The sequence below is a fragment of the Caulobacter radicis genome (assembly GCF_003094615.1).
Lineage (GTDB): Bacteria > Pseudomonadota > Alphaproteobacteria > Caulobacterales > Caulobacteraceae > Caulobacter > Caulobacter radicis.
The window spans coordinates 62,868-86,943 of sequence record NZ_QDKO01000007.1; the positions used below are offsets into that span (position 1 = coordinate 62,868).

Genomic DNA, 24,076 nt, shown 5'->3' on the forward strand with positions numbered 1-24,076 from the left:
TCTTCTCACTTCTCTTTAGTTACATCCCCCTCCGTCGGCTTCGCCGACACCTCCCCCCTCAGGGGGAGGATCTGGCTGCTCTGGCCAAGTCCTGCGCTTTCAGGTCATCCTCTCCCCAACGAATGACCCTGGGGGAGTGGGGCGATGGACGGGAGCGGGGTGAGCCGCCGTGCGCTGGGCGCGCTGGCGGTGGGGGGAACGGCGGCGGGGCTGGCGGGATGCGCTGGGCCTAAGGGCGGCGACGTGAAGCCGAAGTCGCGGGACTTTCCCAAGGATTTCGTCTGGGGCACGGCCAGCGCGGCCTTCCAGACCGAGGGCTCGCCGACCGCCGACGGGCGCGGCCCCAGCGTCTGGGACCTGTTCCAGGACCAGCCGGGCAAGATCATCGACGGTTCCGACGCCAAGGTCGCCACCGACAGCTATCGCCGCTGGGCCGAGGACGTCGACCTTGTGGCCGGGGCGGGAATGGGCGCGTACCGGTTCTCCATCTCGTGGTCGCGGGTGCTGCCGACGGGGGCGGGGGGCGTCGCGCAAGCCGGGATCGACCATTACAGCCGCCTGGTCGACCGCCTGCTGGAGAAGGGCGTGACGCCCTACGCCACGCTGTTCCATTGGGACCTGCCGCAGGCGATCCAGGATCGCGGCGGCTGGGCGGCGCGCGACAGCGCCAAGGCCTTTTCCGACTACGCCGCCCTGATCGGCGAGCGGCTGGGCGACCGGCTCAAGAAGATCATCGTGCTGAACGAGCCGGCGGTGCACACGGTGTTTGGCCACGTCACCGGCGAGCACGCGCCGGGGTTCAAGGACGTGGCCCTGCTGGGGCCCGTCACCCACCACATGAACCTCGCCCAAGGGATGGCGATCCAGGCCCTGCGCGCCGCGCACGGCGACCTGTCGATCGGCACGACCCTGGCGCTGCAACCCTGCCGGCCCGCGGGCGGCGGCCTGGCGTTCTGGAACCGGCTGGCCTCGGACGGCCTGGACGCGCTGTGGAACCGCGCCTGGCTCGATCCGCTGCTTAAGGGCGAGTATCCCGACCAGATGAACGAGTTCCTGGGCGACCACGTGCGTTCGGAGGATCTTTCCACGATCCGCCAGCGGGTCGACTTCATGGGCGTGAACTACTACGCGCCGGCCTATATGCGCCTGGCGCCGCTGTCGCCGGGTCGGATCAAGCCGGCCGATCCGCCGCGCGGCGTCGAGCTGGACGCCTTCGGGCGTCACGTCGATCCGTCGGGCCTGCTGGAGGTGCTGGCGAGGCTGCGCACCGAGTACGGCAACCCACCGGTATTCGTCACCGAGAACGGCTGCTCGGATCCGTTCGGCGACGGCAGGGCGATCCAGGCCGACACCTTCCGCATCGCCTTCCTGCGCCGCCACCTGCAGGCGGTGAAGGCGGCCATGGAGGCTGGCTCGCCGGTGAAGGGCTTCTTCGCCTGGTGCCTGGTCGACAACTGGGAATGGGCGCTGGGCTATCGCTCGAAGTTCGGCCTGGTCAGCCACGACCGCACGAGCGGGGCGCGCAAGCCCAAGGCCTCGTACGGCTGGTATTCGGGCCTGGCGCGGAGCGGGGTCCTGCCGACGGCGCCTTAGATGAAGAGCGTCTTGTTACTATCCTCCCCGTCATTCCCGCCCTTGTGGCGGGAATGACGGGAGAAGAGCGACTTGAGGGTCAGTCCGGCTTGCAGATCAGCACGTCCTTGCCGCCGCGCTTGGCGGGAAGGAGGCTGCCGGCGCAGGCCTGGGGATTGGCCGGGTCGATGATGATCTCGCGGCTGGCCGGCAGCTTGGCCGGGGTCGAGCCGATCGGCGCCAGCGGCTTGGCGGCCGTGGAGGCGGGCTTGGCCGCCGGCTTGGCGACGGGCTTCTGGACCGCCGGCTTGGGCGCGGGCGGGGCCGAGGCCTCGATCTTGGCCGGGGCGGGCGCCTCGACGGGCGTTTCGGCCGGCGGCGGCGGGGCGGCTTCCGGCTCGGGCGCCGGAGCGGCCTGCGGCTCGACCGGCACGGCGCTCTTGACGTTGTAGTTCAGGGCCTGGCCCAGCAGGTTGGACTTGGTCTCGAGGGTCTTGGCGCGGGTCTCGCAGTCGCCGGGCGGCGACCAGCTCATCCACACCTGGGCCAGGCGCGCCTTGTCGACGGCTTCCGAACCGCCCCAGATCGAGCGGCCCTTCTTCATGGCGCCGGCGCCGTATTCGGAGATCGGGCGCGGGCTGGCCTTCTCGGCGGCGGTGATGGCCGAGCCGTAGGTCTTAAGGTCCGAGCGCGCCTGGATGCGCATCGCCGGATATTCCTTCAGCGCCGCGGCCGCGCCGTCGGGGCCGGGGAAGGCCTTCTCGATCCGCGTCACCTCGGGCATGACCTTGTCGTAGAGGTCGACATAGCCGCTGAGCGCGCCGTAGCACCAGGCGATGTAGCCGTACTCGTCGGTCGGCGGCGTGGCCGCCGGCTGGGTGCGCGGGGGAGGGGCGGCGGTGGTCACGGGCGCGTCCTGCGCCATCAGGGCGAGAGCGAAGAGAAGGGCGGTCGCCATACGGCCGGGAATCCTTTTCGGTAGCGTCAGTAGAGCTGACTAGATCATTTCGGGCCGCATTGGGACCTCAGCATGGCGCCGAATGGTCAAAGTCGCGCGCCAAGCTCAGCCATAACGACGCAGACGCCGGATGGCTCCGAAGATGGCGACAATTCTGAACAAGTTTACATGTGCGATGCAGCAATCGCCGGGTGGGTCGCGTGCGATGCGTATGCTAGAAGGCGCTTCCGGTGCGGCATCCTGGCGCTGTCCGGATCCGTATCTTCCGAGACCCGCCGACATTAGAATTCCCGCATGACCTTCTGGCGCAACATCGCAAGCATCGCGGCCCGTCGGCTGGACCTGGCGGAATGCGCTGAATGTCCCCCGGGGCCGCCGGGGCAGGATCCGGCCTTCTCGACGGCCGTGACGGCGCTGGGCGCCAAGCTCGCCAAGGCCGACGGCAGCGCCGACGGCCACGAGTTCGAGGCTTTCTCGCAGGTTTTCCATCCCGACCCGGCCTCCGAGCAGAACATCCACCGCCTGTACGACCTGGCCCGCCAGACCACGCACGGCTTCGAGAGCTACGCCAAGCGGCTGGCCAAGCGCTATCGCTCGTGCCCGCAGTTGCTGGAGGACGTGCTCGACGGCCTGTTCCACATCGCCAAGGCCGACGGCGCCGTGACCCAGGACGAGCTCGATTACCTGGAACGGGTGGCCGAGCTGTTCGGCCTGTCGCCGCTGGCCTTCCGCCGCCTCAGCGCCACTCACCTGGGCGCGGGCGCCGACGATCCCTACGTGATCCTCGACGTGCCGGCCGACGCCGAGGACGAGGTGGTGCGCAAGGCCTGGAAGTCGGCCCTGTCTGACGCCCACCCCGACCGGGCCCGGGCGCGCGGCCTGCCGGCCGAGTTCATCGAGGTGGCCGAGGCCAAGGCCGCGGCGATCAACGCGGCTTTCAGCACCGTCATGCGCGAGCGGCGGGAACTCGGGCTGGCCGCCGCGGGTTGAACGGAAAAGTCTTTGTGATTGAACCCAATGGGTGTTCAGTTGACGTTCAGACCTCCAGAGCCAACCTAAGGGGCGAGGACGGAGATTCTGGGCGCCCCGGCGCCGATCGAGGACGACGATGACCATGACCCTGGGCGCGAACATCGGCGCGACGCACTCTTCGGCTTGGCGCGGTCTGGCCGCGGTGGTCGGCGGCGTGGCCACGGCGATCGCGGTCTCGGTGGCCGCCATCGTGGCGGTGGTGTTCGCCGCGACCCTGGTGGTGGTCGGCTTCATGGCCACGGCGCTGCTCGGCCTCGCGGCTTTCGCCCTTCGCGGACGCCGCCAGGCCCGCGCCAAGGCTTCCGCCGATCCCAACCTGATCGAGGCCCGCAACGTCGGCGGCCATTCGTGGGTCGCCTACGGCTGGAACGAGCGGCGCTAAAGCGCCATCCTTCTCCATTGAGTTTTGAACGCCGTGACCGCCGAGAGGCCGTTGCGGCGTTTTTCGTTGGTGCTTGCCCCGCGGCTCAACCTCGTCCACCGTGCATTCAAACAAGCGTTGGGAGGATGAGCATGATCGGCGTGGTGGCGAGCCTGAAGGTGCAGCCGGACAAGACGGCGGAATTCGAGGCGGTGTTCCTCGACCTGGCGGCCAAGGTGAAGGCCAACGAGCCCGGCGCGATCGTCTACCAGTTGACCAGGTCGAAGACCGAGGCCGGCGCCTACAAGGTGCTGGAGCTCTACGCCTCGGCCGACGCCCTGAAGCACCACGGCGGGACCGACTACTTCAAGGCCGCCGGCGCGGCCATGGCGCCTTTCCTGGCTGGGCGGCCCGAGATCGAATATCTCGACGCGGTGGAGTAGGGGGCGTTTTCAAGCCCCCCGGGCTATGCCGGATAACCGCAACCGTTGCAGTTTTTCTGCATGGCGCGGGCCTGAAAACGACCGTTTAACTTGCTGCCGAAACCTCCCGTCTCCCGGAGCGCCCCCATGGCCCTCGACTCTCTTTTCAAGCCGTTCGAATTCAAGTCGCTGAAGTTGCCCAACCGGGTGGTGATGGCGCCGATGACCCGCTCGTTTTCGCCCGGCGGCGTGGCGACCGACGACGTGGCCGCCTACTACGCCCGCCGCGCGGCGGCGCAGGTCGGCCTGATCGTCACCGAGGGCACGGGCGTGGCCCGTCCGGCCTCGCTGAACGACGCCAACGTGCCGCGCTTCCACGGCGAGAAGGAATTGGCGGCCTGGAAGAAGGTCGTCGACGAGGTGCACGCCGCCGGCGGCCTGATCGCCCCGCAGCTGTGGCACGTGGGCTCGGCCAAGGGCCCGGCGCAACTGGGCAAGGTCGACAGCCCCTCGGGCGTGTCCAAGGCGGGCGGCGGCCAGTTCACCGAGCCGATGAGCGACTCAGACGTCGCCGACACCATCGCCGCCTTCGCCACGGCGGCCGCCGACGCCAAGCGCCTGGGCTTCGACGCCATCGAGCTGCACGGCGCCCACGGCTACCTGATCGATCAGTTCTTCTGGAACGGCACCAACCTGCGCGGCGACGCCTTCGGCGGTCCGACCATCGCCGAGCGCAGCGCCTTCGCCGCCGAGATCCTGAAAGCCGTCCGCGCCGCCGTCGGCCCCGACTATCCGGTGATCATCCGCCTGTCGCAGTGGAAGCAGCAGGACTATGCGGTGAAGAACGCCGAGACGCCGCAGGCCCTGGAAGCCTGGCTGCAGCCGCTGGCCGACGCCGGCGCCGACATCTTCCACTGCTCGCAACGCCGGTTCTGGGAGCCGGAGTTCGAGGGTTCCGACCTGAACTTCGCCGGCTGGACCAAGAAGCTGACCGGCGCCCCGACCATCACCGTCGGATCGGTGGGCCTGTCGGGCGAGTTCATCGCGGCCTTCGGCGGCGAGGGCAGCCAGCCGGCCTCGATCGACGGCCTGCTCGAGCGCCTGGACCGCGGCGAGTTCGATCTCGTGGGCGTGGGCCGCGCGCTGCTGCAGGATCCCGAGTGGGTGGTGAAGATCCGCGAGGGACGGAACGACGAATTGCAAAGCTTCAGCCGTGAGGCGCTGGGGGTTCTTTACTAGCCGCCTGCGCCGGCCCCCTCAGTCGCTCCGCGACAGCTCCGCCATAAGGAGGATCCTCCCCCTCTGGGGGAGGTGGCCCGGAGGGCCGGAGGGGGGACGTTTTCAGCTTTCTCGGCGGCCGAAGTGTTCCGCGCTTCCCCCTCCGTCGCCTTCGGCGAAACCTCCCCCTTTCAGGGGAGGATTTCAGGCGTTGAAGTTCAGCTTCAGCCCCGGCCGCTCCCACCGCCCACGCCACAGCTTTCCGGTCCCGGACGCCGTGATCCACACGTCCCGCATGTCTTCCCCGCCGAAGCAGAGGTTGGTGGTGATCACGTCCGGCACGGCCACGTGCTCGGTCGCACCGTCCGGCGAGAAGGCCGTGATCCCGCCGTTGATGATCGTCGCCACGCACACGCGGCCGTCGGCCTCGACGGCCAGGCTGTCGAGCAATTGATAGCCCGGCAGGTTGCAGACCACGCGGCCGGGCTGCAGCGGCGCGGGCGGGGCGAGCTCGCCGGGCGCGACGACGTCGAAGGCCCAGAGCCGCCCCAGCATGGTGTCGGCCACGTAGACGACGTCCTCGGCGGGCGACAGGCCCACGCCGTTGGGCGAGATCAGGTGGTCGCGAAGGCGCACGATGTGGCTGCCGTCGGTCTTGGCGTAGTAGAGCGCCCCGTACCTGCGGCCGTCCGGCGTCGAGCAGCCGTGGTCGGTGAACCAGAAGCCGCCCTGGCGGTCGAAGACGAGGTCGTTGGGCCCGACCAGGCGCTTGCCGTCGCAGGCCTCGTAGAGGGTGGTGACCGCGCCGGTGGCCAGGTCCACGCGCTGGATCGAGCCGCCCACGTAGCTGGCTGGGGTGGGGCCGGGGATGTTCAGCCCGCCCATGTCGAAGAACTGGAAGCTGCCGCCGTTGTTGGTGACGTAGACCGCGCCGTCCGGGCCGATCGCCGCGCCATTGGGGCCGCCGGGCAGGTCGGCCACCGTCTCGCGTTTCCCCTCCGGCGTGATGCGGGTCAGGGTCTGGCGCTGGATCTCGACCAGCAGCACCGAGCCGTCGGCCATGGCGACCGGGCCTTCGGGAAACTGCAGGCCTTCGGCGACGAGGGTCAGGTCCATGTCGTCTCGCTCCCATTTTCTGGCGCGCGACGGGCGCCGAAACCGCTTACGCTTTCGGCTGTCACGCTTGATGGACGTCTCTGAACGGACGCCTGGAAGTCGAGTAAACGTTCGTTTGAACCGGGCCGCAACCCACTCAGGCGTCAGCCAGCAGCCTGGTCAGGTCTTCCGCGTTGAGCCCGCGCGGGGCCAGGCGCGCCGACTGGCCGGCCCAGAGATTGGTGAAGTCGCCGTTGGCACCGTCCTGACGCAAGGGGACCAGCGCCCCGCCGGCCAGGGGGAAGGGCGGCACGACCTCGCCGCCGATCGGCCCGACCTCGCGCATCAGCCGGTTGGCCACGCCCCGCGCTGGGCGGCCGGTGAAGACGTCGGTGATCATGGTGTTGTCGTCGCGGGCCTCGTCGAGGGCGGCGCGATGGGCCGGCGGGACCTGGGCCTCGGGCGTGAAGAGGTAGGCCGTGCCGACCTGCACCCCGGCCGCGCCCAGGGCCCGGGCGGCCGCGACGCCGCGCGCCTCGGCGATGCCGCCGGCGGCGATCACCGGAACGGCGACGGCGGCGACCACCTGGGGCAGCAGGGAAAAGAGGCCGGGCTGGCTGGCGGTGTCTAGCCGGTTGTCAATGGCCTCGCCATGGCCGGGCAGGAAGGTGGCGCGGTGGCCGCCGGCCTCGGCGCCCATGGCGATGACGGCGTCGACGCCCTTGGCTTCGAGCCAGACGGCTTCGGCGACGGTGGTGGCCGAGGACAGGATCTTCGCCCCCGTGGCCCGCACGCGGTCGAGCAGGGTTTGCTCGGGCAGGCCGAAGTGGAAGCTGACCACCCGCGGCCGCAGGTCCTCGACCAGGGCGCAGAAGGCCTCGTCGAAGGGGGCGCGGCCTCCGGCCGGCGGCGGCGGGGCCGGATCGAGGCCTGCCTCGACATAGTAGGGCGCCAGGCGCGCCCGCCAGGCCAACATGCGGGCGGGATCGGCGGCGGGCGGCGTGTGGGCGAAGAAGTTGAGGTTCAGGGGCGCGTCGACGGCGGCGCGGAACTCGCCGATCGCCGCCCGGGCCTGGTCGGGCGCATATTGGGCGCAGGCCAGCGACCCCAGGCCGCCGCCGCGCGCCGCGCCGATGGCCATGGCCGGGGTGGTGGCGCCGGCCATCGGGGCCTGGAGGACGGGGGCGGCGATCCCCAGCAGGTCGATCAGCCGGCGGTCGGTCCAGGCGCTCATCCGGGGCTCCGCGCTCTCAGTTCAGGTCGAAGAGGTCGTAGGCGATCAGCTTCAACCGCTCGTCGAAGAAGGCGCGACCGTAGCTGGAGCGCCGCAGGGCGGCCTGGTCGACGCCGTGCTCGACGTCCGAACCGCTGGCCCCAGGGGCGGCGCAGGGAACCGACAGCCGCAAGTTTCGGCCGACCTTCAGCTTCACGCCCGGCTCGGCGCGGACCACGGTGGCCGCCACGAAGCAGTTGCCGCGCACGCCGCGCGGCACGCCCACATGCCTGACCTGAAGCACGACGATCTCGGCGGCCTTGTCGCGGGCGTGCTGGCGCGCGTCGGCGGGCGGCGGCGTCGCGGACGCCGCCTGGGCCAGGACGAAGGCGGCCAGCAGGGCGCTCACTTGCGCTCCAGTACGCGGAAGACGAACGGGAAGTCGTCGCCCTCGCCGGCGGGGCGCTCCTCGCGGCGTACTTCCGTCCAGGCGCTTTCGTCGAAGGCGGGGAAGGCGACGTCGCCCTCGACCTCGGCCTGGACTTCGGTGACGTAAATCCGCTTGGCGCGGGGCAGGGCGAGCTCGAACAGGGCCGCGCCGCCGATCACGCAGACCTCCTCGACGCCGTCCTCGGCCGCCTGCTCCTTGCCGATCTGAACGGCTTCGGACCAGGTGTCGCAGACCACCGCGCCCTCGGCCTCGAACTTGTGGTCGCGGGTCAGCACGATGTTGAGGCGGCCAGGCAGGGGCTTCCTGGGCAGGCTGTCCCAGGTCTTGCGGCCCATGATCACCGGCTTGCCCAGGGTGGCGGCCTTGAACATCTGAAGATCCGACTTCAGACGCCAGGGCAGGTCGTTGTCGCGGCCGATGACGCCGTTGAGCGAGCGGGCGACGGGGCCGACGGTGAGGATGGGGGCGGTCATGACGGCGAGTCTTAGCGGCCCGCCGTCGCTAGCGGAAGCTCAGACCGAGACCGCCGCCTTGATGTGCGGGTGGGCCTCGTAGCCTTCCAGCGTGAAGTCCTCGTATTCGAAGGCGAAAAGGTCGGCCTTGTCGGCGATCTTCATCGTCGGGAAGGCGTAGGGCTCGCGGGTCAGCTGCTCGCGGGCCTGGTCGAGATGGTTCAGGTAGAGGTGGGCGTCGCCGAAGGTGTGCACGAATTCGCCCGGCTGCAGGCCGACGACCTTGGCCACCATCAGGGTCAGCAGGGCGTAGCTGGCGATGTTGAACGGCACCCCCAAGAATACGTCGGCGCTGCGCTGGTAGAGCTGGCAGGACAGCTTTCCATCCGCCACGAAGAACTGGAACAGGCAGTGGCAGGGCGGCAGGGCCATGTCCTCGACGTCGGCCGGGTTCCAGGCTGACACGATATGCCGGCGGCTGTTGGGATTGGTCTTCAGCCCCTCGACCAGATTGACGATCTGGTCGATCGACTGGCCGTTCGGGGCCGCCCACGAGCGCCACTGCTTGCCATACACCGGGCCGAGCTCGCCGTTCTCGTCGGCCCACTCGTCCCAGATGCGCACGCCGTTGTCCTTGAGATAGGCGATGTTGGTCTCGCCCTTCAGGAACCACAAAAGCTCGATGATGATCGACCGCAGGTGCAGCTTCTTGGTGGTCAGGACCGGGAAGCCCTTGGCGAGGTCGAAGCGGATCTGGCGGCCGAACACGCCCTTGGTCCCGGTGCCCGTGCGGTCGCCGCGCTCGACGCCGTTGTCGAGGATGTCGGCCAGCAGGGCGAGGTACTGCCGCTCGGGATGGTCGGCGGCGGCGGCTTTCGGGGCGTCGAGGACGGCGGTGGTCATGGGCCGCACAATCGCGACGAATCGAGCCCGTGGCCAATCACAAAAACGCCCCGCGCGGCGAGCCGGCGGGGCGTTCTCGTTCAGGTGGAGGCGAGCCTTACTTGCCCGGCTCCAGGCCGGTGTTCAGCACCCAGCCGACGTTGTCGTTCTCGTCGGCGACTTCCCACCACAGGTCCTGCTTCTTGCCGGTCGGGTAGACGATGGCGCCGGCGGGCAGGGCGCGGATCAGCTTGCCGGCCGCGACCGGGGTGGCGCGCATGTTGACGACGCGGGTGGCCACGAAGGACTTGGTCGGGGCGGCCTGCGCCGAGGCGGCGCTGTCGCCGACCAGGCCCAGTTCGCCGACCATCTTCGAGTAGCTGTTGATGAAGGCCAGGGTGATGATGCGGCCGATCTCGGTGTCTTCGTAGCCGCCGCCGACCGCGCCGGCGAAGCCGATGCCGCCGCCCGCGCCCCAGCCGATGTCGTTCTTCACCGCGTAGCCTTCCTGCACGGCCACGGTCTCGGTGGTCCGGACGTTGGTCAGCGACAGGACGGTGTTGGCTTCCAGCTTCTTGGTCTTGATGCCGCCGATCAGGCCGCCGGCGCGACCGCCGATCAGGCCGCCGATGGCGCCGGCCACCGCGCCGCCGCCGGCGTTGCTGTCGCTGGCCTGGACCTCGGCGACCAGCACGTAGTCGGCCGCCTTGATCTGGCCCTGGCCGACGTTGGAGCCGCGTTGCAGGCCGAGATTGCCGCCGATGTTGCGTTCGATCTGGGCGGCGTTCAGGCCCGCGCCCCGGTCGACCAGGTTGAAGCAGCCCGACTTCTGGACGATGGCGCGCAGCAGCTTCTGCGGCGAGGCCAGATTATACTGGGTCCAGCCGCGCGGATCGTCGCCGTCGATGATCGACAGGGTGCCCAGCTTGCGGGTGCAGCGCGGCACTTCGGCCTGGGCCTGGGTCTGCATCTGCTGGGCCTTGGTCGGCTTGGCCTGAGCGAAGGCTTCGACCGGAACGGCGACGCAAATCATCGCGCTCGCCGCGAGCATGAGTTTCTTCATCGACATAGACAGCGCCCTCCAGGCCCCTTCGAATTCCGCGCGGACACTACAGTATCGATTGCACGCAAGCCAAGCTCGCCTAACCGGCGAACCCGCCTTCGTCGAGAAAGGCCTGCTCGGCCGGGGTGGTTTCCCGCCCCAGCGCGACGTTGCGGTGCGGGAAACGGCCGAAGCGGGCGATGATGTCGCGGTGGATGATCGCCCACTTCATGGCGTCCTCGTCGCCGGTGTCGGCCTGCATGCCCGCGCACAGCTCGATGCACAGCTCCTGGTCGGCCAGGGATTCGGAGTGCTCGAACGGCAGGTAGAAGAAATAGCGCAGTTCCGGGACGACGGCGGTGTCGTGCCCCTTGGCGATGGCGGCGCGGGCCACGGCGCGGGCCTTGCCGTCCGTGGCGAAGGCGTGGCCGCTGCGGCGGTAGAGATTGCGGGGGAACTGGTCGAGCACGATGATCAGCGCCAGCGAGCCCTCGGGGGTCTCGACCCAGGAATCGTAGTCGCCGCGGGCGGCCGCGTGGTGGGTCGGCTCGTACTTCAGGCGGATCGCCTCGTCGAAGGATCGGTTCTTCTCGAACCACCGCCTGGGGCCGGCTTCGCTCCAGAAGCCCAGAATGTCCTGCGGTCGGGCGGCCATGGCCTTCTCCTGCGGGTTTCGTTCAATTGCGGTTCATGCGCCAAGCGCGACACTGTGATCAAGGGATGAGCCACGGGCCGGCGCAAGGCCCCTTGGAGCAAGAGATGAAACGTCTGATCACCGTCGCGATGATCCTGTCGCTGACGGGCGGCGCGGCGGCCCAGGCCGGCTCCGCCGCGACGGTCCTGGCGATGCAGCAGCAGAACGAGCGCGGCGACCGCGGTGATCGCGGCGACCGTCCGGATCGTGGCCCACGCGCCGACCGCGGCGACCGCCAGGAAGGCGGCTGGCGCGGCGGCGGCGGTCGCGTGAACGATTCCGCGCCCCAGGCGCCGCGCGCCCCCGAGGCTCGTCCGGCGCCGTCGGCTCCGCAGGCTGACCGCGGCGATCGCGGCGGCTGGCAGGGCAGGGGCGACCGCCCCGACCGCCCCACCGGCGGCGGCTGGCAAGGCGGCCAGGACCGCAACCCGGGCGGCGCCCGTCCCGATCGTGGTGACCGTCCCGATCGCGGCGAGCGTCCGGATCGTGGCGACCGCCCCGACCGCCCCAACGGCGGCTGGCAGGGCGGGCAGGACCGCGGCGATCGCGGCCCCGACCGCCCCAACCGTCCCGGCGGCGAGCGTCCCGACCGTCCCAATGGTGGTTGGCAGGGCGACCGTGGGGACCGTGGTCCCGACCGCGGCCGTCCCGGCGGCGGCTGGCAGGGCGGCGATCGCGACCGTGACCGGGACCGCCCGGGCTCGCGTCCCGGCGACCAGCGCTGGCGCGACCGCGACAACGGTCGTCCGCAGTACGACCAGCGTCGCTGGCGGCCCAGCTACCGCGCGCCCCAGCGCTATCGCGTCCCGGCCTATCGCTATCCGCGGGGCTGGTACGTGAACCGCTGGAGCTTCGGCGACTACCTGCCGGGCGGCTGGTACTCCAGCTACTACTACCTCGACTGGTTCCGCTATGGCCTGCCCATGCCGCCGATCGGCTGCGAATGGGTGCGGGTCGGCAGCGACGCCGTCCTGGTGGACGTCTGGTCGGGCCAGGTGCTGAGCGTCTATTACGACCTCTTCTGGTAGGCGGCGACCGCTCCGAACCGAAGGCCGCGTCTCCTGACCGAGGCGCGGCCTTTTCGTTTTCGGGGCCGGCGGCCTGCCTTTGGGAGGGCTTTTTCGCCTCACTCGCGGTATTTAAGCGTCGCCGAACGTCGCTCGGGGCGCCCCCCGCCTTGACGAGGCGGCAAAAAAACGCTCAAACGCCCGCCTTTCCCGCTTTCAGATTGCGTGAGGCGGGCAGATTGACCAGTCCTGGAGAAGAAATCATGCGCGTCTACTACGACCGCGACGCCGACCTCGCCCGCATCCTGGACCGGAAGATCGCCATCGTAGGCTATGGCAGCCAGGGCCACGCTCACGCCCTCAACCTTCGTGACAGCGGCGTGCCGAACGTGGCCGTCGCCCTGCGTCCGGGTTCGCCCTCGGCCAAGAAGGCCGAAGCCGAAGGCCTGAAGGTGATGTCGGTGGCCGAAGCCGCCGCCTGGGCCGACCTGATCATGATCCTGGCGCCGGACGAGCACCAGGCCGCGATCTACAAGAACGACATCGCCCCCAACATCCGTGACGGCGCGGCCCTGCTGTTCGCCCACGGCCTGAACGTCCACTTCGGCCTGATCGAGCCGAAGGACACCATCGACGTGCTGATGGTCGCCCCGAAGGGCCCGGGCCACACCGTCCGTGGCGAGTACCAGAAGGGCGGCGGCGTGCCCTGCCTGATCGCGGTGCACCACAACGCCACCGGCAACGCCCTCGACCTCGGCCTGGCCTACGCCTCGGCCATCGGCGGCGGCCGCTCGGGCATCATCGAGACCAACTTCCGCGAGGAATGCGAAACCGACCTGTTCGGCGAGCAGGCCGTCCTCTGCGGCGGCACGGTCGAGTTGATCCGCGCCGGCTTCGAAGTGCTGGTTGAAGCCGGCTACGCGCCGGAAATGGCCTACTTCGAGTGCCTGCACGAGCTGAAGCTGATCGTGGACCTGATCTACGAAGGCGGCATCGCCAACATGAACTACTCGATCTCGAACACCGCCGAGTACGGTGAGTACGTCACCGGCCCGCGCGTCGTGACCGCCGAGACCAAGGCCGAGATGAAGCGCGTGCTGGAAGACATCCAGTCGGGCAAGTTCGTGCGCGACTTCATGCTGGAAAACGCCGTCGGCCAGCCGTCCTTCAAGGCGACCCGCCGTCGCGCTTCCGAGCATCAGATCGAGGAAGTCGGCGCGCGCCTGCGCGGCATGATGCCGTGGATCGCCAAGAACAAGCTGGTGGACGTCACCAAGAACTAAGCGTCGGCCTCACGGCTGAACGGACGACGGCGGGCTCGCAAGGGCCCGCCGTTTTTCGTTTGGGGATTAGGCGTCATTGCGTCCTTCGAGGCCCGCTGCACGGGCGCCTCAGGATGAGGGAATAGCGCAATGACCTCCCTCATCCTGAGGTGCGAGCCGAAGGTGAGCCTCGAAGGACGCACGGCCCCAACGCACCTAGCCCAGCACGAACACCGGGCCCCAGGCCACTTGGTACTTGTGCGTGCCGCTCGACAGGTGAGGGCGCAACTGCCAGGCGCCGGGCGGGATGTTCACCGGCTGCGGGCGCTCGACATAGGTCTGGGTCAGCACGTCGCCGCCGGGTTCGGACAGCGAGAACTGGTCGATGCGGGGGCTGGCGCGTGACAGGGCCGCGGCGATGGCCTCGACGCTCTGGGCCCGAAGCGGGGCGGGGGCGGCCAGGCGGGCGGAGACCTCGGCATAGACGCCCACGGCGATGACCTGCGGGCCTTCGCGCAGGGCGGCGTAGGCCACATGGGTGAAGCCCGGCGCCAGCAGGTTGGCGCGGTGGCCTGGGCTCGTCTTCCACTGGCCCATGATCTGGTCGGGCCGAACCTGGCCGGCGGCGTTGCGGCGCATGGCGATGTTCTCGGCCGGGGCGCCGACGAGGTCGCGGGCCAGGAGGCCCACGCGCGCGGCCGGGCCGAATCCTTCGCGGGTCATGTGGTCGTAGATCTGGCTGCGGGCGATATCGGCCGCATGGGCGCGGGCGGCCAGGGCCAGGCCAGGATCGAAACGCAGGGGCGACAGGCCCCGGGCCTCCCGGAAAGCGTCGCCCTGGTCGAGCAGTTCACGCTCGAAATCGGCGTCGAAATCGCCTCGGCGGACGGCCAGCTGGTCGCGCAGGCGGCGCTCGTAGGCGAGGAAGGGCTGGGCCGAAGCGGCGGCGGCCAGGCTCGGCGCGGTCAGGGCGGCGGCGCCCAGGACCAGGGTCGCGCGGCGGGACAGGGTGGTCATCGGCGGACGGTTCGATCTCCAAGACGGTTGACAGGTCGGGCCGGTCGCCCGCTCTAAGGCCGGATGCGACCTGTCCGTTCCCTTTGGCTGGCCGGCCCCGAAGCCTGGCTCCCTGACGCCCAAGCTCAAGACCTGCGCCGCAAGGCCCTGTGCCTGGACGCGGGCTTCACGCCGTTCTCGGGCGGCCAGGCCGCGCCGGGCGACGACTTCAGCTCCGAAATCCAGGCCCGTGAACTCTACATGGACCGCATGGCCCAATTGCGTCAGGTCGATGCGGCGATCGTCAACCTGACCCCTTGGCGGGGGGCGTCCTGCGACACTGGCGTCGCCTTCGAGGCCGGTGTGCTGGCCGGGCTGGGCAGGCCGGTGTTCGCCTATCTCAATGTCGAGGACGAAAGCCTGGCCGAGTATGTCGACCGGGTCGACGTGCTGGTCGGCGCCGAGCGCGGCGAGGACGGCGTCTGGCGCGACGAGAACGGCTGCATGGTCGAGGACCTGGGCCTGCCCGAGAGCGTGATGCTGTGGGCCGAGGCGCGGCGGCTGTTCGTCATCGTCACGCCCGATCCGCTGCACGACCTGACGGGGCTGGAGATGTGCCTGCAGGCGCTGCGGCTGTACGCGGAATGAGATCCTCCCCCTGAAGGGGGAGGAGGGGCGGAGGGGGAAAGTTCCTTCTGGTGGCGGGACGGCGGCTGGTTCACAGGTCACGTCCCCCTCCGTCGGCTTCGCCGATAGCTCCCCCCTTCCGGGTGAGGATCTAGAGGCGCCCCTTGCCCAATCGATGGGCATCAGCCACCTTCCGGCCCCGTTTTGAAAGGCCAACCCCATGTCGCGTCCCGCGGCCGCGCCGGCTTCCGGGAAGTCGCGCGGCGTCATCGTCACAGACCTGATCGAACTGCTGCGCCTGGCCGGGCCGGTGGTGCTGTCGCGCCTGGGGATCATGGTCATGGGCCTTACCGACGCCATCGTCGTGGGCCACTTCTCGGCCCAGCAGCTGGGTTTCCACGCCATGGCCTGGGCGCCGACCTCGGTGTTCGTCACCGTGACCGTCGGCCTGCTGGTCGGGACCCAGGTGATGGGCTCGCGGGCCATGGGGGCCGGGCGGCCGCATGAGGCCGGGGCGGTGCTGCGGCGGGGCGTGGTCTACGCCTTCTGGCTGGGCCTGGCCGGCTCGGTGCTGCTGGCCGTGGCCGCGCCGCCGCTGCTGCACCACGTCGGCATCGAGAAGGCCCTGGCCGACGGGGCGACCGCGCCGCTGATCGTGTTCTCGCTGTCGCTGACGCCCTATGCCCTGAGCGTCGCTTTGAGCTTCTGGCTCGAGGGTCTGGGGCGGCCGGGCCTGGTGACGGTCAACATGTGGGTGGCCAACCTGATCAACCTGGCGGTCAACCTGCTGCTGGTGCCCGGCGTCATGGGCTTGCCGGCCCTGGGCGCGGTGGGCGCGGCCTGGGCCACCTTCGTCGCCCGCACGGCCTTCACCATCATGCTGGTGATCGTGATCGTGCGCCTGAAGGACGCCCGCGCCATGGGCGTGTTCGACAAGCCGGTGCGCGACCGCGCGGCCGAGAAGGAGCAGCGCCGGGTCGGCTACGGCGCGGGCAGCTCCAACCTGTTCGAGGTCTCGGCCTTCGCCGGCATGAGCCTGGTGGCCGGCTGGCTGGGCGGCCTGAACGTCGCGGCCTGGGCCGTGGTGCTGAACGTGGCGGGGGTGATCTTCATGGTCCCGCTGGGCCTGGCGACGGCCACGGCCGTGCAGGTGGCCCGCGCCCACGGCGCGCGTGACCCGGCGGGCATGAGCCGGGCCGGCTGGATATCCTTCGGCGTCACCGCCGTCTTCGCCCTGGTGGTGGCGCTGCTGCTCTATCCGTTGCGCCACCTGGTGGCCGGCGCCTACACCGCCGACCCGGCCGCCATCGCCCTGATCGCGCCGGCGCTGGTGCTGACCTGCCTGTTCCTGGTGCCCGACGCCGTGCAGGTGGTCTGCGCCCAGGCGCTGCGGGCGCGGGGAGAGGTCTGGATCCCGGCCGCCACCCACATGGTCGCCTACGCCCTGATCATGGGGCCGCTGGCCTGGTGGCTGGCCCTGCCGATGAAGATGGGCCTGGACGGCATCGTCTGGTCGGTGATCGTCACCAGCTTCGCGGCGGCGGCGATGCTGCTGGGGCGGTATCGGATGCTGGATAAGCGGGGCTGATCCTTCTCCCTCTGGGAGAAGGTTAAATGGCGGCCCCGAGGATCCAGCCTTCCTGGGTCTGCACGTCCTCCACCAGCTCCGCCGGCGCGTCCTTGGACGGTCCGAACAGGGCGGCCAGCTTGCCGGCCTCGTCCAGCTTGGCGAAGTGTTCGGCCAGGCCGCGCACCTGGGCCAGGTCCTTGATCTCGCCGGGGCCGGGGACGGCCTTGATCAGCGACGGATAGACCTCGGCGACCACGGCCTCGACGCCGTCGAGGTCGGCTTCGGTCAGGGCCTTGAAGCCGGTCTCGAACGGCCAGACGCGCACGGCCTCGCCGCGAGCGTCCCTCAGGCGGCGCACCGCCGGGATGCCCATGATCGCCTGGCCGCCGACCGAGCCGTTGTAATAGAGCTTCCAGATCGAGTGCGCGCCTTTCGCCGCCACGTCGGCATGGCGGAACTCCGGCAGGTCGTCCGGACCATGCTCGCGCGTGCGCTTGGGCTGCAGCGTGGTCAGGGCGTCCTTGGGCGGGCAGCCCCAGAACGGGAACGGACCGCCGGTCAGGCGACGGTTGATCTCCGAGCCGACGCCGAAGCGGTTGTTGGTGTTGTCGGCCTTGTCCTTGACCATCTTGTTCAGTTGGTCCCAGACCGCGCGCCAGGGCGTCTCGCCCGGCAGGTTCAGGGCCTGGGATAAGCCGCGCGGGAAGCCCAGCGGGAAGTCGAAGCCGACCAGCGCGCGCTCGCCGCGCTTCTTCAGGTCGTCGAGGATGACGGCGAGCTTGGCCTCGGCCTCGTTGCGGGTGGCCGGGTTGTAGCTCTCGAAGGTCAGGCGGAAGCGCACGTCGCGCTTGAGCACGCCGATCCAGACGGAGTCGGCCCCGGTGGTCGGCTTGGCCGCCGCGCTCCAGTCGACGATCACATAGGCGCTGAAAAGCCGCGACACGGCGGAGGCTCCGTCAAATCCAAACGAAGCGCGCTTCTACTCCCCCAAAGGGCGAGCCGCCAGCCGTTGCGGAGCTTGAGTTGGTGTTTCTCGGACGTCCGTATCGACGGCCAATAAAAAACCCCGCCCGGGAGGGGCGGGGTTCTTCGAGGGGCGGTGATCGGGCGATCAGGCAGCGGTCTGTTCGGCGGGGGCCAGGGCGGGGGCCTTGGCCTTGCCGACGTTCCAGCGGACCGGCGGTTCGCAGACCGGGCCGAGGGCGGCGCGGACGATGGCCGGCGGCGTGCGCTCGTCGGGGGTCATGAACAGGCCGTTGGCCTTGATGGCCAGGCCGGCGGCCTTGCTGGCGCCCAGCATGGTCAGCGGCACGGCCAGGATCAGGCCGGCCAGGATCGGGGCGGTGGCGGTCAAGAGGTCCGGCGTGAACCAGAACAGTCCGGCGAGCACCAGGCCCGTGGCGCTGATCCAGCCCATGGCGGCGCAGGCTTCCTTGAAGGCGACCTTGTCGGCGTCGCGGCGCTGGGCGCTCCAGCCGCCGACGCGGCCGGCCAGGATCTCGACCACGGCGCGGGTCTGGGTGAACATAAGCATCGGGGCGACCAGGGCCGAGAGCAGCATCTCGACGCCCAGGCCGGCCACCACGCGGCGGCGGCCGCCGAAGCCCTTCAGCTCGTGCTTGCGCATGAAGATCAGGGTGGCGCCCAGGATCTTGGGGCCGAACAGCAGCACGAAGGTGATGATCATCGCCCAGGCGGTGGCCTGGATCTCGCGCCAGTCGATCAGGGCGTGGGCGGCGGCCTGCAGGTCGGCCATCGTGAAGGCGGCCTTCTTCACCTCGGGCATCAGGGCCCGCGAGATGACGCCCGCCGACAGCGCGACGAACCAGATCGGCGACAGGGCGTAGCTGAGCACGCCGATCACCAGGTGCAGGCGGCTCATCCAGTGCAGGCCCGGCAGGCCGATCAGCGGCACGTGCTGGACGTTGCCCCGGCACCAGCGACGGTCGCGGGTGGCGAAGTCGAGCAGGTTGGAGGGGCTCTCTTCGTACGAGCCTTCCAGGTAGGGGGCCAGGTGCACGGCCCAGCCGCCGCGGCGCAGCAGGGCGCTTTCCAGGGCGTCGTGGCTCATCACCTCGCCGCCGAAGGGCTTGGGGCCGTTCAGCGAGGGCAGGCCGCAGGTCTGGGCGAAGGCCTTGGTGCGGATGATGGCGTTGTGGCCCCAGAACGAGCTTTCCGAACCCGACCACCAGGCCAGGCCCGTCCAGGCCACGCGGCCGTAGAGCTTGGTGGCGAACTGCAGCGTACGGGCGAAGATCGTCTGGCCGTTGATGATGGTCGGCATGGTCTGGATCAGACCCACGCCCGGGTGACGCTCCATGGCGTCGGCCAGGCGGACCATGGCGTCGCCGGTCATCAGGCTGTCGGCGTCGAGCACCAGCATGTGCTCGTAGTCGCCGCCCCAGCGGGCGACCCAGTCGGCGACGTTGCCGGCCTTGCGGCCCGCATTGTCGGCGCGGCGGCGATAGAAGACGTGGCTGGAGGCCTCGCGGCGGAAGCGGGCGAAGCAGGCCTGCTCGGCCAGGGCCACGGCGGCGTCGCGGGTGTCGGAGATGATGAAGATGTCGAAGGCGCGGCTGGCGCCGGTCTCGGCGATGGAGGCGTCCATGGCCCGCAGGCGGGCGAACACCGCCTGGGCGTCCTCGTTGTAGACCGGCATCAGGATCGCCGTGCGGGCGCGCGGCTTGGGCATGGGCTTGCTGCTGTCGATGCCCAGCGGGTCCTTCGGCGTACGCAGCAGCACCACGAAGCCGGCGACCGCGGTGACGAACCACAGGGCCAGGGCCAGGAACAGCGGGGCCAGCAGTGTCAGACAGACGGCTTCCAGGCGGGTGACGCCGCCCAGGGCCACGGTGTCGAAGGTGGCCTTCCAGCCGGCCGCGCCCATGATCGCCGTGGCGATGAAGATCACCCAGCGGCGCATGACCGTTTCCGAGCCCGGGCTGCGCACGGCGCGCGCCGCGCCCTGCCAGAAGCCGAGCGGCTGAACCGGCATGGCCAGGGGGGCCTCGGTCGGGATCTCGACCCGGTCGCGCGGGGCGATCACGGTTTCGAAGGCCACGGGCGTTGAGGTGGCCAGGTCGAAGAAGGCGCCGCGTTCGGTCATCGGGTCCGTCTCGGTGATCCGACCGTGGTCGGACGAAATGCAGAGCTTCGATTTCGCGCCGAACGCCTTCACGGGACGCCTCCGGTCCGCTAGGGATCGGGCGCGTTCAGCAAGGGTCTGGCGTTGAACGAAGTCCGGCGGAGGAAAACCGCCGACGCACCTAGGGTAAAACTTTGATCACGAAATCGCTATCGAAAATGTGATCCATCTCGCAGGTGCGATGAAAAATCTGTGCAAATGCGCAAAGATGGGCTGCGGGGAGCCCGCCGGAGACAGGTCAAGGTTATGAAATTCAAGGTGGTTTTTGGGATTCTCGCGGTTGCGGCCCTGGTCGGCTGCGGTCCAGGCGGGAAGAGCGAGGGCTCGAAATCGCCCGCCGCCCAGCCCGCGCCGCCGATCTCGACGGCGCCGCAGCATGAGACTCAGGGCGTGATCGCCAGCGTCGAGGGGCAGGTGCTCACGCTCGATCACGACGGCGCGAGCGCCGCGCCGCTGGCCGCCGGCCGCACCGTCTTCCAGGCCTATGGCGACGTCCTGGCCGAAGCCCCGCTGGAGCCGGGCGCCCGCGTGACCTTCAAGTTCCGCAAGCTCGCCGTCGGCGAGGGCTGGGAACTGACGGAGATGCGCGGGCGGTAAAAGAAGATGCTCCCCCTGAAGGGGGAGCTGTCGCGGAGCGACTGAGGGGGAAGTTACTGCCGACTTGGCGGCGGCTGAAAACGTCCCCCTCCGGCCCTCCGGGCCACCTCCCCAGAGGGGGAGGATCTTAAGCTCCTACAGCTTCACCAGCATCTTCCCGAGGTTCTCGCCCGAGAACAGCTTGATGAAGGCCTCGGGGGCGCGGTCGACGCCTTCGACCACCGTCTCTTTCCAGGTCAGCTTCCCGGAATTGATCCAGTCGGCCATGTCGCGGACGAAGGCCGGGAACAGGTCGTAGTGGTTGGAGACGATGAAGCCCTCCAGGCGAAGACTCTTGCCCACCGCCTGGATGATGTTGGCCGGGCCGGTCGGGCGGCCGGTTTCGTTGTACTGCGAGATCATCCCGCACAGGGCGAAGCGGCCGAAGGGGCGGGCCGCGTTCAGCGCCGCCTCCAGGTGCACGCCGCCGACATTCTCGAAATAGACGTCGATGCCCTTGGGCGCGACCTTGGCCAGTTCGGCGGTCACGTCGGGCGTGGCCTTGTAGTCGATCACGTGGTCGACGCCGATCTCCTTGAGGAAGGCGACCTTCTCGGGTCCGCCGGCCGAGCCGATGACCGTGTGGCCCTTGATCTTGGCGATCTGGCAGACGACCGAGCCGACCGCGCCCGCGGCGGCCGAGACGAAGACGATGTCGCCCTCCTTGAGAGCCGCCACCCTGAGCAGGCCGGCGTAGGCGGTCATGCCGGGCATGCCGGCCACGCCCAGGAACGCCTGGGGCGGCATGCCGTGGGTGGAAAGCTTCATGATCCCGCCCATCGGCCCGGCGGCGGCCAGCGCCTTGGGGTTGGCGTTGTAGGCCTCGCGCCAGCCGAACATCGAGCTGACGATATCGCCGACCTTGAAGTCGGGATCGTTGGAGGCGGTGACCTCGCCGACCGCGCCGCCTTGCAGCGCCTTGCCCAGTTCGAACGGCGGCACGTAGCTCTTACGGTCGGTCATGCGGCCGCGCATATAGGGGTCGACCGACATCCAGAGGTTCTTGACCTGGATCTCGCCGTCGCCGGGCGGCGGCAGCTCGACGCTGGCCAGCTCGAAGTTGTCGGCGGCCGGCACGCCGACGGGGCGGCTCTTGAGGCGGATCTCACGCGACGTGGTCATGGCGACCTCCCTTTATGTTCTCGTTCAAACGAATGTTTAGCCCTGGCTTGCGCCCGCCGCCAAAGCTTTTCGCGGCAACTCGAAGCGGCTAGAGACGGGCCATGACCCAAGAAGCGCAAGTCCAAGTTCTGAAAGCCGGCGTCGTCGGCGCCGGCGTGTTCGGCGGCTATCACGCCAAGAAGTATGTCGAGCTGCCGGGCGTCGAGCTTGTCGGCGTGTTCGACATCGACCTGGCGCGCGCCGAAGCGCTGGCCGGGCCGCTGGGCGCCAAGGCCTATGACGACATGGACGCCTTCCTGGCCGCCGTCGACGTGGTCACAGTGGCCACCCCCGCCGTGCATCACGCCAAGGCCGCGCTGGCGGCGCTGAAGGCGGGCAAGCCGGTCTATTCAGAAAAGCCGCTGGCCGTGTCGCCCGAAGACGCCGACGCCCTGATCGCCGCCGCCGCCAAGGCCGGCTTGCCGCTGGCCTGCGGCCACCAGGAGCGCGTGGTGTTCCAGGCCATGGGCCTGCTGGACATTCCCGAGCAGCCCACGCGCCTGGAAGCGGTGCGTCGCGGCACGCCGTCGGACCGCAACCTCGATGTTTCCGTGGTGCTCGATTTGATGATCCACGACATCGACCTGGCCCTGGCTCTGTGCGCCGCCGATCCGGTGGCCGTGGAGGGCGAGGGCGAGGCGGATCGCGGCTATGGCCTGGACTGGGTGAAGGTCGAGGCGACTTTCGCGAACGGGTTCACGGCCGTGTTCGACAGCTCGCGCGTGGCGCAGGCCCGCGAACGGACGATGAAGGTCGTCTACCCTTCGGGCGAGGTCGAGATCGACTTCCTGGCCCGCACTTTCCGCAACACCACGCCGTTCCCGCTGATCGAGGACTTCACCGAGACCCCGGCCGGCAAGGATCCGCTGGGCCAGAGCGTCGCGGGCTTCTTGAAAGCTGTCCGTGGCGAGGCCCCGCGTCCGGTGGTCACCGGCGAGGAAGCCGCCCGGGCGCTCGACCTGGCGCTGGCGGTCGAGCACTCGGTGGATTGAGGAAGGGGAGGCGGCCTCAGCGTCGCCGCTTCAGGCTCGCCACCTGCAACACGGTGGCGATGGCCGCCAGGCCCGCGCCCATCAGGGCCACGCTGCTCCAGCCGCCCAGGTTCCAGGCCGCCGCGGCCGCGGCCGAGCCGGCCGCGCCGCCTAGGAACATGCCGCCCATGAACAGGGTGTTCAGCCGCGCCCGGGCCTGCGGCCGCAGGGCGTAGACGAGGTGCTGGTTCGAGACCAGCGATCCCTGCACCGCGAAATCGAGCAGCACCACGCCCACCAGCAGGCCGGCGATCGACACCCAGGTCCCGAACAGGATCCACGAGGCCAGGGTCAGCACCGCGCCCAGCGCGATGGTCAGGTGCGGGCCGCGCTTGTCGGCGATCCGGCCGGCGACCGGGGCGGCCAGCACGCCGACCACCCCAACGATCCCGAACAGGCCGGCGACATCGGCGCCCAGCGAGAAGCGCTGCTGCAGCTGCAGGGCCAGGATGGTCCAGAAGGCGGTGAAGGCGGCGAACAGGCTGGCCTGGGTCAGAGCGGCCAGGCGAAGTTCCGGGAACTCACGCCACAGCTTGCCCAGCGAGGCCAGCAGGTCTGCGTAGGAGAGGTCGGCGTCGGGCTTGCTGCGCGGCAGGGCGAGAGCCATCAGCGCGGCGGCGGCCAGGGCGATCGGCGCGCCCAGCCAGAACATCGCCCGCCAGCCGCCGTGGGTGGCGACGAATCCGGCCAGGGTGCGCGACAGCAGGATGCCGCACAGCAGGCCCGACATCACCGTGCCGACCGTGGCGCCGCGCTTTTCCGGCGCCGAGAGGTGGGCGGCGAAGGGCACGATCTGCTGGGCCACGGTGGCCCCGGCTCCGACCAGCAACGAGGCCAGCAGCAGGAGGGCGGTGCTGGGCGCCAGGGCGGCCGCGACCAGGGCGATGGCCAGCACCAGGAACTGGCCGACGATCAGGCTCTTGCGCTCCATGCGGTCGCCCAGCGGTGTCAGCAGGAAGAGGCCCGCGGCGTAGCCCAGCTGGGTCGCGGTGGGCACGAAGGCCGTCAGCGGGCCGGGCAGGTCGCGCTCGATCAGGCCCAGCATCGGCTGGTTGTAGTAGATGTTGGCCACGGCCAGGCCGGCGGCGGCGGCCATGGCGAAGGTCAGGCCCCGGCCCAGGGCGGGCGAGGCGCCGGTGTCGTTGGGGGCGGGAAGGGCGGCGGTGCTCATGATCGGCTCCAGGCCGCCCGACGGTGGGGGAGGGGGCGGCGTTCCGTGTCAGTCGCCGAGCTATATAGAGCATCCCGC

At 69.9% G+C, this 24,076-nt stretch carries 24 protein-coding genes; 11 read left to right on the forward strand and 13 right to left on the reverse strand.

Annotation, left to right across the window (positions count from 1 at the left end; all coding sequences use genetic code 11):
- Window positions 1-144: 144 nt before the first annotated feature.
- Complete coding sequence (locus tag DDF62_RS01745; protein WP_116487516.1) at window positions 145-1,593, forward strand: GH1 family beta-glucosidase; 1,449 nt, start codon at window positions 145-147, stop codon at window positions 1,591-1,593.
- A gap of 79 nt (window positions 1,594-1,672) precedes the next feature.
- Here DDF62_RS01745 and DDF62_RS01750 read toward each other — a convergent pair whose 3' ends face one another.
- Window positions 1,673-2,530 (reverse strand): hypothetical protein, encoded by an 858-nt coding sequence (locus DDF62_RS01750; protein ID WP_116487517.1) that lies wholly within the window; start codon window positions 2,528-2,530, stop codon window positions 1,673-1,675.
- A 294-nt stretch (window positions 2,531-2,824) separates the two neighbouring features.
- Between DDF62_RS01750 and DDF62_RS01755 the strand changes: the two genes are divergently transcribed.
- The 4 genes from DDF62_RS01755 to DDF62_RS01770 all read left to right on the forward strand — a co-directional run bounded on the left by DDF62_RS01755 (window position 2,825) and on the right by DDF62_RS01770 (window position 5,584).
- Window positions 2,825-3,520: a J domain-containing protein gene (locus tag DDF62_RS01755; RefSeq protein WP_116487518.1), complete on the forward strand. Its 696-nt coding sequence runs from the start codon at window positions 2,825-2,827 to the stop codon at window positions 3,518-3,520.
- A gap of 124 nt (window positions 3,521-3,644) precedes the next feature.
- Complete coding sequence (locus DDF62_RS01760; protein WP_101716627.1) at window positions 3,645-3,944, forward strand: hypothetical protein; 300 nt, start codon at window positions 3,645-3,647, stop codon at window positions 3,942-3,944.
- 131 nt (window positions 3,945-4,075) lie between these two features.
- Window positions 4,076-4,366 carry a putative quinol monooxygenase gene (locus DDF62_RS01765; RefSeq protein ID WP_116487519.1) on the forward strand — a complete coding sequence of 97 codons (291 nt, stop codon included), beginning with the start codon at window positions 4,076-4,078 and terminating at the stop codon, window positions 4,364-4,366.
- 126 nt (window positions 4,367-4,492) lie between these two features.
- Window positions 4,493-5,584, forward strand: coding sequence for an NADH:flavin oxidoreductase (locus tag DDF62_RS01770; protein ID WP_116487520.1), 1,092 nt, complete (start codon window positions 4,493-4,495; stop codon window positions 5,582-5,584).
- A 183-nt stretch (window positions 5,585-5,767) separates the two neighbouring features.
- Here the strand turns inward: DDF62_RS01770 and DDF62_RS01775 are convergent, their stop codons facing one another.
- From DDF62_RS01775 to DDF62_RS01805, 7 genes are all read right to left on the reverse strand, one after another.
- Window positions 5,768-6,679, reverse strand: coding sequence for an SMP-30/gluconolactonase/LRE family protein (locus tag DDF62_RS01775; RefSeq protein ID WP_116487521.1), 912 nt, complete (start codon window positions 6,677-6,679; stop codon window positions 5,768-5,770).
- A gap of 136 nt (window positions 6,680-6,815) precedes the next feature.
- Complete coding sequence (locus tag DDF62_RS01780) at window positions 6,816-7,892, reverse strand: NAD(P)H-dependent flavin oxidoreductase (RefSeq protein WP_116487522.1); 1,077 nt, start codon at window positions 7,890-7,892, stop codon at window positions 6,816-6,818.
- A 16-nt stretch (window positions 7,893-7,908) separates the two neighbouring features.
- Window positions 7,909-8,280, reverse strand: coding sequence for a hypothetical protein (locus tag DDF62_RS01785; RefSeq protein ID WP_116487523.1), 372 nt, complete (start codon window positions 8,278-8,280; stop codon window positions 7,909-7,911).
- The gene (locus DDF62_RS01790; RefSeq protein WP_116487524.1) at window positions 8,277-8,795 is read right to left on the reverse strand and encodes a dihydrofolate reductase; all 519 of its coding nucleotides are present in this window, start codon (window positions 8,793-8,795) and stop codon (window positions 8,277-8,279) included. The genes DDF62_RS01785 and DDF62_RS01790 overlap by 4 nt, the downstream gene beginning before the upstream one ends.
- Before the next feature lie 39 nt (window positions 8,796-8,834).
- On the reverse strand, window positions 8,835-9,677 hold the full coding sequence (locus tag DDF62_RS01795; RefSeq protein WP_116487525.1) for a thymidylate synthase: 843 nt from the start codon (window positions 9,675-9,677) through the stop codon (window positions 8,835-8,837).
- Between the two features lie 97 nt (window positions 9,678-9,774).
- Window positions 9,775-10,719 carry an SH3 domain-containing protein gene (locus DDF62_RS01800; RefSeq protein ID WP_116487565.1) on the reverse strand — a complete coding sequence of 315 codons (945 nt, stop codon included), beginning with the start codon at window positions 10,717-10,719 and terminating at the stop codon, window positions 9,775-9,777.
- A gap of 79 nt (window positions 10,720-10,798) precedes the next feature.
- A complete protein-coding gene (locus tag DDF62_RS01805; protein ID WP_116487526.1) occupies window positions 10,799-11,353 on the reverse strand; it encodes a DUF924 family protein in 555 nt (184 codons plus the stop codon).
- A 104-nt stretch (window positions 11,354-11,457) separates the two neighbouring features.
- On the opposite strand from DDF62_RS01805, the gene DDF62_RS01810 reads away from it, so the two are divergent.
- Window positions 11,458-12,420, forward strand: coding sequence for an RcnB family protein (locus DDF62_RS01810; RefSeq protein ID WP_116487527.1), 963 nt, complete (start codon window positions 11,458-11,460; stop codon window positions 12,418-12,420).
- A 242-nt stretch (window positions 12,421-12,662) separates the two neighbouring features.
- Complete coding sequence (gene ilvC / locus DDF62_RS01815; protein ID WP_116487528.1) at window positions 12,663-13,682, forward strand: ketol-acid reductoisomerase; 1,020 nt, start codon at window positions 12,663-12,665, stop codon at window positions 13,680-13,682.
- 195 nt (window positions 13,683-13,877) lie between these two features.
- Here the strand turns inward: ilvC and DDF62_RS01820 are convergent, their stop codons facing one another.
- Complete coding sequence (locus DDF62_RS01820; RefSeq protein WP_116487529.1) at window positions 13,878-14,678, reverse strand: CAP domain-containing protein; 801 nt, start codon at window positions 14,676-14,678, stop codon at window positions 13,878-13,880.
- A gap of 63 nt (window positions 14,679-14,741) precedes the next feature.
- Between DDF62_RS01820 and DDF62_RS01825 the strand changes: the two genes are divergently transcribed.
- Both DDF62_RS01825 and DDF62_RS01830 read left to right on the forward strand, forming a co-directional pair.
- Window positions 14,742-15,305, forward strand: coding sequence for a nucleoside 2-deoxyribosyltransferase (locus DDF62_RS01825; RefSeq protein ID WP_116487530.1), 564 nt, complete (start codon window positions 14,742-14,744; stop codon window positions 15,303-15,305).
- Between the two features lie 199 nt (window positions 15,306-15,504).
- Complete coding sequence (locus DDF62_RS01830; protein WP_116487531.1) at window positions 15,505-16,872, forward strand: MATE family efflux transporter; 1,368 nt, start codon at window positions 15,505-15,507, stop codon at window positions 16,870-16,872.
- Between the two features lie 22 nt (window positions 16,873-16,894).
- Here the strand turns inward: DDF62_RS01830 and DDF62_RS01835 are convergent, their stop codons facing one another.
- On the reverse strand, window positions 16,895-17,797 hold the full coding sequence (locus DDF62_RS01835) for a cobalamin biosynthesis protein CbiG (protein ID WP_116487532.1): 903 nt from the start codon (window positions 17,795-17,797) through the stop codon (window positions 16,895-16,897).
- 168 nt (window positions 17,798-17,965) lie between these two features.
- Complete coding sequence (mdoH, locus tag DDF62_RS01840) at window positions 17,966-19,960, reverse strand: glucans biosynthesis glucosyltransferase MdoH (protein WP_116487566.1); 1,995 nt, start codon at window positions 19,958-19,960, stop codon at window positions 17,966-17,968.
- 285 nt (window positions 19,961-20,245) lie between these two features.
- Between mdoH and DDF62_RS01845 the strand changes: the two genes are divergently transcribed.
- Window positions 20,246-20,596 (forward strand): copper-binding protein, encoded by a 351-nt coding sequence (locus DDF62_RS01845; protein ID WP_116487533.1) that lies wholly within the window; start codon window positions 20,246-20,248, stop codon window positions 20,594-20,596.
- A gap of 135 nt (window positions 20,597-20,731) precedes the next feature.
- Here the strand turns inward: DDF62_RS01845 and DDF62_RS01850 are convergent, their stop codons facing one another.
- A complete protein-coding gene (locus tag DDF62_RS01850; protein ID WP_116487534.1) occupies window positions 20,732-21,757 on the reverse strand; it encodes an NADP-dependent oxidoreductase in 1,026 nt (341 codons plus the stop codon).
- Window positions 21,758-21,858: 101 nt separating this feature from the next.
- On the opposite strand from DDF62_RS01850, the gene DDF62_RS01855 reads away from it, so the two are divergent.
- Window positions 21,859-22,788, forward strand: a complete 930-nt coding sequence (locus DDF62_RS01855) for a Gfo/Idh/MocA family protein (RefSeq protein WP_116487535.1) — start codon at window positions 21,859-21,861, stop codon at window positions 22,786-22,788.
- A 16-nt stretch (window positions 22,789-22,804) separates the two neighbouring features.
- Here DDF62_RS01855 and DDF62_RS01860 read toward each other — a convergent pair whose 3' ends face one another.
- Complete coding sequence (locus tag DDF62_RS01860; RefSeq protein ID WP_208866806.1) at window positions 22,805-23,998, reverse strand: MFS transporter; 1,194 nt, start codon at window positions 23,996-23,998, stop codon at window positions 22,805-22,807.
- Between the last annotated feature and the right edge of the window lie 78 nt (window positions 23,999-24,076).